Origin of the sequence: Rhodococcus sp. 14-2470-1a, assembly GCF_002259425.1 — a bacterium.
GTDB classification, from domain to species: Bacteria; Actinomycetota; Actinomycetes; order Mycobacteriales; family Mycobacteriaceae; genus Rhodococcoides; species Rhodococcoides fascians_E.
Window position 1 is genome coordinate 1 of record NZ_NPFZ01000067.1, and the last position, 12,034, is coordinate 12,034.

Annotated in this window: 7 protein-coding genes; all 7 read right to left on the reverse strand. The window is 59.4% G+C overall.

Annotated elements, in window-relative coordinates; all coding sequences use genetic code 11:
* Positions 1-423 precede the first annotated feature (423 nt).
* A complete protein-coding gene (locus tag CH292_RS28440) occupies positions 424-3,222 on the reverse strand; it encodes a DUF4365 domain-containing protein (RefSeq protein ID WP_143545845.1) in 2,799 nt (932 codons plus the stop codon).
* Positions 3,210-3,935 carry a M48 family metallopeptidase gene (locus CH292_RS28445; RefSeq protein ID WP_094656347.1) on the reverse strand — a complete coding sequence of 242 codons (726 nt, stop codon included), beginning with the start codon at positions 3,933-3,935 and terminating at the stop codon, positions 3,210-3,212. The genes CH292_RS28440 and CH292_RS28445 overlap by 13 nt, the downstream gene beginning before the upstream one ends.
* The gene (locus CH292_RS28450) at positions 3,922-7,008 is read right to left on the reverse strand and encodes a type I restriction endonuclease subunit R (RefSeq protein ID WP_094656348.1); all 3,087 of its coding nucleotides are present in this window, start codon (positions 7,006-7,008) and stop codon (positions 3,922-3,924) included. The genes CH292_RS28445 and CH292_RS28450 overlap by 14 nt, the downstream gene beginning before the upstream one ends.
* Complete coding sequence (locus tag CH292_RS28455; RefSeq protein WP_256978612.1) at positions 7,001-7,744, reverse strand: GIY-YIG nuclease family protein; 744 nt, start codon at positions 7,742-7,744, stop codon at positions 7,001-7,003. The genes CH292_RS28450 and CH292_RS28455 overlap by 8 nt, the downstream gene beginning before the upstream one ends.
* A gap of 198 nt (positions 7,745-7,942) precedes the next feature.
* Positions 7,943-9,157, reverse strand: coding sequence for a restriction endonuclease subunit S (locus CH292_RS28460; RefSeq protein WP_179278122.1), 1,215 nt, complete (start codon positions 9,155-9,157; stop codon positions 7,943-7,945).
* Positions 9,154-11,589: a type I restriction-modification system subunit M gene (locus CH292_RS28465; RefSeq protein WP_094656350.1), complete on the reverse strand. Its 2,436-nt coding sequence runs from the start codon at positions 11,587-11,589 to the stop codon at positions 9,154-9,156. Before CH292_RS28465 ends, CH292_RS28460 begins: the two co-directional genes overlap by 4 nt.
* 138 nt (positions 11,590-11,727) lie before the next feature.
* On the reverse strand, positions 11,728-12,034 hold a 307-nt coding region (locus CH292_RS28470), incomplete at its 5' end, for an integrase core domain-containing protein (RefSeq protein WP_143545732.1).

Sequence of the window (12,034 nt, forward strand, 5' to 3'; positions counted from 1 at the left end):
CAAAGCCACCACCGGAACCCGCCAACCACTACAGTGAAGACCGCTCACGGGTGACGAGTTTCGCCGAGCACAACTGCTGAAATTCGCTGAGCCTCGTCACCCGCTCACGAGTCTCGGCATCGAACTTCCTTGGTGCACCCATACCTGCATTCTCCTGGTGAGATCACAGTCTCCACCAGTCCCAGGACAGTTCACAAAGCCGGAATCCCACCGCAGCGCCGCAGGGTGACGGCCGAACAGGAAGATCGGGTTCGGGAGCTGTGGGCGGAAGGATTGAAGCCGGAGGCGATTGCGGCGGAAGTGGGATGGGGCATGCGGATGTGCGATTGATTGTCGCAGGCATGCTCAACCAGTGATTTGGATCACGACCGGTCGACCGGCGCACGATACTGATGCACATCCGCTACCTTATTGGGTCCGTCGTCAATCGGTCAGACCGACCGCTACCCGGGCTCGCACGAGAGCAGAAGGGTGGTTGGCGAGAGATCGCAGCAATGCATCCCTAGCCTCGCTCCTGGGCATGCCGAGCAAACATCTACTCACCTGCGTGGCTGTGAGTGGGCCGCCACGTCGGACTAGTACTGTCACTACCGCCGCGGTCGCGGGTACGTAGTTCTCACTTGCAAACCACTTCGCCAATCCCACGATCGCTGCTACCCGTACCTGCGGGTGTACATCCCTAGCTAAGGAGCTAAGCAGATTGCGGTCTCCATTCGCCCTCCTCGTTCCTGCGACAGTGGCGGCTACCTCGCGGTCACTGTCCGAACCTGCAAGAAGGTCCTGAATTGTCGAGTCGGCTACCTCATCCGGGAAAATGCGAAGCAATGCAAGCCTAGCTGCCGATTGGGGGGACGAATTGAGCGGAATGAAGGCCGTGTCACGTTCGTACGCCGGCCTTTGAGTGATCTCTTCAAGGAGAGGCTTGAGAAGCACCTTCTCGGAAAATGGAATCTGTTCTGCAACCTTGCCGAGAGAGTCCAGCGTATCAATGATGTGGCTTGGGTGAGACATGTGCTCAGAAAGTAGCATCTCCACTACGTCCCATCGCGCGACCTCGCGATGCCAAGCATTCAATACAACTATCGCTTGTCCGAGTTCGGGTCCGCCCAGGCCGTAGCTTCCTTTTCGAGCTTGTTCTACTTGGGTTTCGATACGAGTCACCAAATGCTGGATCGCTGCCTCCGCTACATCCCTGGGTAGATCTGTGACCTTTCCGAAGTTGCCCAACGCGATTAGATCTCCGTTCCTGATCTTCTCCTGAAGTCCGTCCCTAAAATCCGGATCGTTCGCTGCGAGGACGCCGTGAACGTCGTCTTCGAGCTCCCAGTTATCATCGGTTCTGGCGGATAGCCGTGCGCGGTCGTCTTCGGACCACTGGTCACCTCCTACAAGAGCGACGAGTCGTCCATAGCCGCTCGCTAGACTCTGGTCCTCAATCGCCGGAAGCCTGAGGATGTGGTCCATGACCCGACGTTTCATCGTCGGAGAAATACTTCGCATCAAACCGCCGAGTGATTCCAGTAGGGCGGTTTCGACCAAAAAGAGTGGCTTCAATCGATCACGAATCTGGGCGGGGTTCTCAAGTGTGAGGAGCAGCCATTCTGCATGTCGATCAGCGTTCGCAACTTCAGCGAAGTCTCCTGCGTAGCGCAAGAACGCAAGGGCAGACCCGAGGGATGATCTTGGAGCCGATTCCAGTCGCAGGCTCCCAGTCAGGATGACGAGTGGCTCGACAGGGCCATCGTCACCGAGTTTGCGAACTGCAAGCACTAACTGACTCTTGGCACCCGCCCTCAGCAAGTCCGTCAATGCCTCCAGAATAATCTCAGTATCCGCCGAGGTTGCTTTCATTAGCTCACGGCGTGCCAGTAACGACATAGCGTTACGCCAGCCCCCGTGATCTGCGCTCAAGCCGGCTAGAAGCGTTGCCGAGCGGAGGCTTGTCCACACGGTATCGCTCGCAGCCCATATGACACTCGAATCACGGCCCCAATTGTCAAATTGCTTATCGAAGTATCTTTCGAGCCCGTTGGCGATGGTCTGTGAACGCCACCAGCGAGTTGAGGTGTCGATAGACTGAATGAGTTCACCTACGTCTCGCGCGCCAAAACCGCTCGTGTCGAATACAAGTGCAGTGGTAACCGCGACAAGCGCATTGGCGGTAGGATCATTAGGTGCTATCGCTCGGAGTTTCTGCACCTCGAGAGCGAGGTCGCGAGCTTCCTCCAACTGGCCCAACTCAACCAAACAGCGCGACTCGTGGCTCTTCAGCCACGCAAGATCGATTGTGCTTAGTCCTTCTTGAGATCGCACCGCCTGCACGGCAGTGAGAGCCTCTCCTGGTTGACCGTGCTCGATCAAGGCTGCGGCTCGCAAGGCCGTCACTCCGGCAATGTAGCGATGGTCCGTCGTCTCACCTAGATCTCGGAGCCCGGACAGGTCGCCCGATACCACCCATTTCCAGGCGGCGTCGAATAGCTTCCAAACGTAAGATTCGGGATCAGCGACTTCTTTTGCTTCCGCGCGCTTGCCGGGTGATGCTACATCCCGCAGATCACCAAATCGCCCCTGTGTCAGCATTGCTATGGCTTCCGTGGCATCCGGCAGCACTTGGCCCTTGTTCGGGTGGGGCGCAACCAGCCTGGGGGCCATCAAGGCATATCTGAGTCGGTCAGACTGCGGGACCTTCCAACTGGCTCCCCAGACGCTGCCATCGAGGCTGGCCGCTTTGGAAGGGCTAGTCGCTACAGCCGTGAGCGCCTCGCGACTGCTTTCATCGACCGTCTGCGAAGCAGGTACAAGGATCTTGTTTCCTTTACCAGTTGACTGAAGAACCTCAGAGGTGACATGAACCCAATATGAAGTTTTCGTCTTTGCGTCGCGCAGTACCAGAATATGTGGCGTAGTGTGCTCACTCCAGTAGTCGAAGTGACTGTCATCCCCTTCTGCGTACCACCAGCCGACAATCTCACCAGACCCCTCATCCTTCTTCGGGGACTTAAAGTAGGATTCTCCGGTTTTAACCTGAGCGCCAACGAGAGCACCCAAGTCAAATCGGTTCTCATCTCTAGCCATCAGCCACAGATCTGTACCGAGGTCGTGCTCAGGATTAGGTACGGCACCCCAGCCAAGCTCTTCAAACTCTCCCTTCACAAAAGATTGACCTGAAGTTCCGGTAGCTTCGCTCTTGGGTGCACGCATATTCATACCTATGACCGCCACTCTTCAGCACCTAGAGGCGCTGCATTGAGTTGGTCTCGCCGGCTGCGCCAATCGGGCAAGTATTGATCCATCAGGCTCGTGAACCTCTCGCCGTGGTTGCGTTCGAAGAAATGCGTCATCTCATGGACGACTATGTACTCCAGGCAGTCGGGGTGCTTCTTGGTGAGTTCGGCATTAAACCAGATGTGCCGGGTCTCGCGGTTGCAGGAGCCCCATTTGGTCTTCATCCGCCGGATCGTCCACTTCGGCACAGTCACACCGAGCGCCTGCTCCCACTTCGCAATGAGGTCGGGGATCTCTTGGCGAAGCTGGTCGCGGTACCATTTGTCGAGGTAGGCGCGTCGTTTCTCGGCCGAGGTGTCAGCGGGCACGTAGAACACCAGCCGCTCGCCGTCGATCTCGAAGTGCGCCCGACCGGGCCGTTCGACGACCTTGAGCCGGCGACGAACGCCCCACACGTAGTGCGACTCGCCGGTCACCATCTCGCGCTCGGACTGCCGCTCGGCGGACCGCAGCTTATCGCGTTGCCGCTTGATCCACGGCAGACGCTGGATCACGGCAAGGCGCACAGCATCGTCGTCGAGTCGTGCTGGTGCGGCCACCCGCACGCGGCCCAGCGGCGGGTAGACCCCGATGTGCAGGTTCTTGATGTCCTTGTAAATGACGTCGATGTCGATGCCACGGATAGTGAGGTAGGCGTTAGCGGTACTCATCGCGCGCCTTCACTAGTTCAAATAGTTCGTCGAGGCGGTCGAAATCATCTGGCAACGTGCGACTAATCGCCCGCTTGACCACCTTCTCCTTCATCGCGTTGCCCACCCAGTCGTGCGGCTTGCTCGTCAAGATCGCGGTATCCACCTGGATCGGTGTTGCCGGATCGGGCCAGCCGAAGTCGATCAGCGCCCGCCGCGCGCCGTTGTCTGCCCAGTCGGGATACTTCGTGTCCGACTCTTTGGTGCCGAGCTGCTTCGCCGCATCGAGCAGCTTCGCCAGGTACTCCTGGTAGTCGACGGCCTGTTGGCGGCGCTGTTCGATGATGGCGTCGAGCAGTTCGCTCATCTTGTCGTAGTACTTCGGGTTCAGCGCGTGCTCGTCGATGATCACCTTGCGCATGTTGTTGGTGATGGTCTCGGCGACCGCTTCGGGGTCCTTCTTGATCCCGGCGGGCAGCTTGTCGATCGCACCAGCGCCGAGCTTGACGATCAGGTCGATCAGACCCGTATCTTCGAAGTTGGAGACGACTTCGGAAGCGCCAGCCTGGATGTAGGTGTCGAGCAGGAACCGCATGCCGGCCTCGTACTGCTTGAAGTCGACGTCCTCACCAGCACCGAGCTTCACCTCGGCACGCACGTCGACGTAGTGTGCGATCTCGGACTTGATCGCCTCGGCGTCGGCTTGGCTGTAACCGGCAGCAATCATGTCGTTCGCCAAGTTGGCGTAGGCACGGGTGACGGCCGCGACCGCCTTGTACAGCTCGACACGCTTCGGCTCGTTGGCCTTGAGCTGTTCGGCGTTGCCCTGCTCCACCGCGCAGAAATACTGCTGGTACTGCAGCGTGTTCTTCGGTGGCACAACAGGTTCGACGAGGGCGCGGATGCGTTCGAGAGCTTCGTCGAGATTCTCGCGGGCCTTCTCGATGCGATCAGACAGCAGTCCCTCGATGTCCTTCTTCTCGTAGCCGTCCAGTGCACCGGAGGTGTAGTCGTCGACTGCATTCTCGATGGAGTTGAACAGGTCCTGGTAGTCGACGATGTAGCCGTAGTCCTTGTCGTCACCGTCGAGGCGGTTGACGCGGCAGATGGCCTGGAACAGACCGTGGTCGCGCATCTTCTTGTCGATGTACAGGTACGTGGCCGAAGGCGCGTCGAAGCCGGTCAGTAGCTTGTCGACCACGATCAGCAGCCGCATCTGGCCGGGGTTCTCGATGAACTGGCGCTTGACGGCTTGCTCGAACTCCTCGACCTTGTTCACGGCGGCGTCTTCGGGTTCGTCGAAGTAGTCGGCCAGCATCTTGCGGTAGATGTCGTACTGGCGGATCTTCTCGGTCTTGCCCGCGCCGGAGTCTTCCTTGGCGATGTCGCTGGCATTCGGGGTGTAACTGGTGACGATGGCGCACTTGCCCTTGAAGCCAGCCGCGACGAACATCTCGTAGAACTTGCAGGCCTGGTAGATGCTCGAGCCGACGAGCATTGCATTGCCGCGCCCGTCCATCAGGCGGGGCTTGGTCTCCATATCGAGCTGGATGTCGTTGACGATCTGTTTGGCGCGCGGCTCGGAGGAGACGACCTTCTGCATGGTGCCCCAGCGCTTCTTGAGCTCGGCCTTGCTGAGGTCGGTCATGCCCTTGGTTTTGACCTCGAACCACTTGTCGACCTGTGCCGGGCTGGTCAGTTCCTGGTCGATGTTGCGAGCTTCGTACTGCAGGTCCAGGACCACACCGTCAGCCACCGCTTCGTCGAACTTGTAGGTGTGGATGAACGAGCCGAAGGTTTCGATGCTGGTGGCTTTGTCGGCCTTCAGTAGCGGAGTGCCGGTGAAGCCAATGAACATAGCCTCGGGCAGCAGCGCCTTCATGGCGGTGTGCATCTTGCCGGACTGGGTGCGGTGGGCTTCGTCGACGAAGACGAAGATGTTGCCCTTGGCCTTGAAGTCCTTCGGGATGGTGGCGTGCAGTTCTTTGATGAAGTCGGCGGTCGTCTCGTCGTCTTCACCGTCGCTGTCGGCAGTGCGGAACTTGTGGACTAGGGAGCAGATCAGCCACTGCTCGCTGGCGTTGAGTGAGCTGATGAGATCGGCGCCGCTCTTGGTACGGTAGATCTGCTCGTTGACGCCGTTGAAGACCTTCTCGATCTGGTCGTCGAGTTCGGTGCGGTCAGTGATCAGGAGCACGCGGGCGCCGGGCTGGTTCTCGCGAATCCACTTGGCAAGCCACACCATCGTCAGAGATTTGCCCGAGCCTTGGGTGTGCCAGATGATGCCGCCCTCACGCTTAGCGATGCGCTCCTGGGCAGCCTTGATGCCGAAGTACTGGTTGTGGCGCGGGCCCTTCTTGACGCCAGCATCGAAGACGATGAAGTTGTGGATCAGTTCAAGGAGGCGCGGCTTGCTGCACATCTGCAGCAGCGCTCGATCAAGCGGATCGGCGACGTCGGAGGGTTCCTTCCACTCCAACCAGTATTTTTCGGGAGTGTCGATGACGCCGTAGCGCAGGCCTTCGACGTCGTTACCGGCGAAGACGAACTGCACTGTCGGGAAGAAGGAGCGAATAAACTCGGGCTGCTGGTTGCCGATGGTCTGCCGGATGCCTTCCGAGACAGCGACTTTGGATCGTTTGAGTTCCAACGTGGCAAGCGCCAAGCCGTTGACGTACAGCACCACGTCGGGGCGCTTGGTGTGCTGCCCGGCGACGGTGACCTCCTCGACGACAACGAAGTGGTTGGCGTCGGGGATCTTCCAGTCGATCAGCCAGACGGTCTCGGTCTGCTCACCGACTCCAGGCTTGACCTTCACGCCGTAACGCAGCAGTCCGTAGACGTCCCTGTTCGCCTCGTAGAGGTCGTGGCCGGCACCGACCGAGGCGGCTTTGCCGAGCTGGTCGAGGGCACGGTTGATGAGGTTGTCGTCGTAGCCGCGAGCGCGCAGGTTCTGCGTCAGTAGCTCGGTCTCGACGTTGGCGTTGCCCTCGCGGTACTCCCAGTTGCCGAGGTACTCGTAGCCGAGCTGGTCTCGAAACAGCGCCACCACCCGGTTTTGCGCCTTTCGTTCAATCTGTCCTACATCACTCATTGGTCACCTCCTGCTTCATCGCCTCCTCAACTCCTTCGGTTTCCCACTGTCCATATGTTCTTCGTGCACCTTGTATCAGCCATTCGGTGCGGCCGTTAGCACTGCGGCCGGCCACAATGGCGGCGGCTGCGCTCGGGCTGGCAAATACGTGGTTGCGGGTGAAGCGCATCGCCGATCCGTCGGGTGTGGGCACGAGTGTGCCGTCCTGCTCCAGCTTCGCCCGCAGGCTGGTGTAGCTGTGTCCCTCGCCGCCCGTCCACTTCGGCCGGGCGCTGGAGCCTTCGATCACGGTGAACTCGCCGTCGACTTCTTGTGCGGTTGCGGTGATGCCGGACTTCTTCAGCGCCATTTCGAACAGCGGCGAATCCGTCGCGCTTTCGGCAGTTTCGGAGTTCGATCCCACCAACGTCGTTCGCGGTGATCGAAAGAGGCTCACCCCGAGCACCGGCAGCACGATCTTGGCCTGCTCGATGAAATACTCCATGTCCGACACATCAGCTTCAGGCAGGACGATCGGCGGTGGCGTCGTGCCATTGGTGAGTCGCGCTCGGCTAGCTTGGAGCGCAAGCATAATAAACCGACTTTCCAGGTAGTGAGCATGCGCCTTCGTCAGGTTGGTGTCTTTGCTGGTCAGCACGATGGCTCGATCCCAGAAGTCTTTGCCGTTCTGGTCTTCCGAGCGAGCATGCTGATACAGGCGCTTGCTGACATCGTCACCTTCACCGATGTAGGCCATCTGCCCGCCCAGGCTGCTCGGATCGTCGCCAAGCAGGATGTAGATGCCAGTACGGGGTCGCCTCGGGACGCTTCAACAGTGCAGCCAAGTCTGAGCGCGGGGCAGCCACTACATGACCGGTCCAGTTCATAAATTCGGCCGTCAGCAATCCACCCGGCGTGCCATCAGCCAGGAATAGGCGGACCGATTTACCGGCACTCATGTGGCCACCTCCACTGGCAGCCGAGTCCGGCCGGTGAGGAGTTGCTGCATCATGCCGGTCTTGATGGCGCGAGCCTTGGCTCTGCGCTTTTGCAGAGCCGCCACTTCACGATCTGTATCCCGAAGGACAGCAGCAATTGCCAGTTGCTCGTCGAATGACGGATGAGGAATCCAGCGTTCCGTGAAAAAGCCTGGCAGAAGGTTGGGATAGGCGCTCGTAGCTGTGTTCGAATCAAGCACGTCGCGAGCTGCTGAAGTACGCATGAGTTGAGCCAAGAACAAGCCCGAAACTCCTCTCCGAGGTCGCAAGATGCGAACGAAGTTCGATGCCGCAAGTCTTCCAGGTTCGTCAATGTAGGCCGTCTTGCCAAGACCATTGCCGCTGCTCGTCACCACTAGGTCGTCCCGAATGCATCGTGCCTTAGCTAACTGGGCGCTTGAAAAGAAGCGCGTCGCAGCGCCCTTGAGGTGACCTTTAGGTGAAATGTCTCCGGCCGTTATAACCTGGACTCGATGGGGCGCCTTCGCGATCGCACGAGACTCCCCCCAGAAGCCAGTTAGTCGGGTACAAAGCTCGTCGAAGCAAGACGGTTCCCCCCATGGTTCAGTAAATCCTGGCAGGCGGGTGCGGCCGGTCAGGAGCTGCTGCATCATGCCCTGCTTGATCGCCTGCTTCTTGGTGATGAGGCGTTCGAGGGTGGCGATTAGGTCGTCGAGATCACCCATCGTGTCCGCAATTGCGTTCTGAACGGTAATGTTCGGCAGCGGCACAGGGAGTTGCGCGTATTCCTGACCATTCACGCCGGGCTGGCCACTTCGTACCGACGTACGCGCGATCCAGTCCCAATATTCCTTGGTCTGTACGTAAAGCGAAAGGAATTTGGGATTCAGTAGCTTTGAATCGGGAGCAACGTTGATAAGGAATCCGGCATACACAAGTTGGCCGGCATCAGGATTGTAGAGATACGACTTTCCAACACTCGCTCCTGTCCTTGCAAATACAAGCTCGCCGGAACTAAGTATGTAGTTTCCAGATGCTGGATGCGCTACGCCAACCTTTGGGCTGGGTGCGAACCTTCCATCATCGTCGATATCTGTGATCCTGATGTACGTCGGGACATTTGGCTTCAGCGGCACAGCAGCCGCGTTGATGCCATACCGAGGTGCCCGACGAAGAAGTTGACCCAACGGCACCCGCTCAACCGCAGTCACGAGTTGACCCCCATAGCTGTCAGGTGCGAGGCAACTTTGGCTTCGAGCTCCTCTAGCTCGACGTCCAGGCGAGCGACTGTCTCGGCGTATCGTTCACCGAGCTGCTGAATGCGCGCAACCAGGTCGAGTGTGAGTGCTTCGACTTCACTAGCAACGCGGTGCACGACGGTCGCTCGCCACTTGTCGTCGAGCACGAGCGTCTTGATGTCCTCCTCGGTCAGGTCGCCGTACTTCTTGAGCGTGGCGAGATCGAGCTCGGCCTGTGCGTCCTTGACGGCCTTCTTAGCGAGCGCTTCGGCGCTATACAGCCTGATAGCGTGCTGCATAGCCTTGATCTCGTCGGGATCGCCACCGGTCTTGATCGCCTTCAGCCGTGCGGCGACGAGCGCCTTGGAGATTTTGTCGTCGTCCATGGCGTCGGCAAGCAGTCCGACTTCGACGGCATGTTCTTCGACGTACTCCTCGACAGCGCGGGTGGCTTCTTCGGCGGTAGCGGTGAGGTCTTCAATAGCGGCCTGTTCGTCAGCGAAGTAGCGCGCCACGATTAGAGCCGGCGGCATGAGGTCCGTCTTGTACTTGGTGGCGCTACGGCCCGATCCGACAACCAGATCGGGTGCCTCAGTGAGCTTGCGTTCCTTGTCCTCGATGGTCTTGCGCGGCTTGGCGGCGGTCAGCCAGCCGTCCGCCATAACCAGGTAGACATCGTCGTGCATGATGTCGTGCCAGTAGCTCATCAGTTGCTCGTAGACGTCGTACTCGTCGAGCAGCGGCATCGGCTTGAAGCGCGCCAGCAGGTCGTCGCCGATGGTCGCGATGAGCTCGTTCGGCTTGGTGTCGGCGGTGATGCCGGCCAGTGCGTCGCAGTGCGATGCGAACCAGTCTTCGACGATGCCGGTCGCTTCGTCGCGGAGCTTATGGAAGCCGGGCGCGTCGAAGATCGCCTGCTGCACTGCGCTGACGTCGATCGCCAGGTCACTGTAGCCCGGACGATTCGGCGCGAAGATCTGGCTGCGCAGCTGCGGGAAGGCGTCCCAATAGCTCTGGAGTGCGTCGAGGTCACGGTCGGGGATACCGCCGTGCAGGTGGGCGCTGAGGTCTTGCAGGTCCTCGGGTTCTGAGGAGTCGATGTAGCGCGGGATGTTGAGGTTGTAGTCGTTCTCGGTCTCGGCGATCTCGCTCACCGGCACCATGCGCGAGTAGCGGTCGATCTCGATCTGCTTGTTGAAGGTGTCGACGATTTTGTGGATGTCCTGGCTGCGTAGACGGTTCTTGTTGCCGTCCTTCATGAAGCCCTTGGAGGCGTCGATCATGAAGACGCCGGTGCGAGCCTGGGCGTTTTCCTTGTCGAGGATGACCACGCAGGCCGGAATGCCGGTGCCATAGAACAGGTTTGCCGGCAGGCCGATGATGCCCTTGATGAATCCCTGCTTGAGCAGGCGGGTGCGGATGGTGGCCTCGGCGTTGCCGCGGAACAGGACGCCGTGCGGCAGGATGATCGCGGCCTTGCCGGTGCTCTTGAGTGAGGTGAGCGCGTGCAGGAGGAAAGCGTAGTCGCCGTTCTTCTCCGGCGGGCGGCCGTACTCGAAGCGGCCGTAGTCGTTCTCGAGGCCGTTGTTCCAGGACTTCACCGAGAACGGCGGGTTCATGACGATGTAGTCAAAGGTCCGCAGGTGGTCACCCTTGGTGAACTGCGGGCTGGTGATGGTGTCGCCCTTTTCGATCTCGGCGATCTCGTTGCCGTGCAGGATCATGTTCATCTTGGACAGCGCCCAGGTGGCGTTGTCCTTCTCCTGGCCGTAGATCGTCATGCCGCGGGGCGCCTCGGCTGCAGCCTTGAGCAGCAGCGAACCGGAGCCACAGGCCGGGTCGAAAACGGTCTGGTCCTGGCGGGTATTCGAACCAATTCCAACCACCTTGGCAAGAATGCGGGAGACCTCGGCCGGGGTGTAGAACTGCCCCTTGCTCTTGCCGGACTCGGTGGCGAAATGGCGCATCAGATACTCGTAGGCGTCGCCAAGCAGGTCGTCGCCCTCAGCGCGCGAGCCACGAAAATCGAGGTCATCGAAGATGGAGATGAGCTTCGACAGCCGATCGACCATCTCCTTGCCCTTGCCTAACTTCTCTTCATCGAGAAAGTCAGCCTGGTCGATGACGTTGCGCAAGCCATTGGCCTCAGCGAGCTTGGCGATAGTCTTGTTAAAGCGGTCGCCGATCTCCTTGTCGCCCTTGGCGGCGAGCATGTCGTCGAACGAGCCACCCACGGGTACCTCGATGAGGCTGCTGTCCGCGGTGGTCGCGGCCTTATCGGAGACGTATTTCACGAACAACAATGTGAGGATGTAGTCCTTGTACTGGCTGGCATCCATACCGCCGCGAAGCTGGTCACAACTTGCCCATAGCGAGCTGTAGAGGTCCGATTTCTTCAACGCCATTGCTGAACTTTCCTCTGATCTGCCCGGAGGCAACGGTTCCATGCCAAGCGCGTTGCGCCCAACGTCCTTATTTTAGAGCCACGTGCACCTGCCAAGGACATTTCAATTGAACTGTCCTGGATCTGATGGAGACCTGGTTCAAGCCACTTCGCGGTCGGAAGTGGCGATCGAGCATTGCTGACGGTACTCGTTTTCATAGGTGACGGGCGAAATGTAGCCGATCGAGGAGTGCAAGCGGCTGGTGTTGAACCAATGCACCCACGACGCGGTTTCCCGTTCGATCTCGGCCCGACCAGTCCACGACTTCTGGCGGTCGATCAGCTCGGTTTTGTACAGGCCGATCGTTGATTCCATCAACGCATTATCGAGCGCATCGCCGACGCTTCCGATCGATCCGGCCAGCCCCGATTCGATCAACGCTTCGGTGAAGGCAAGCGAAGTATAT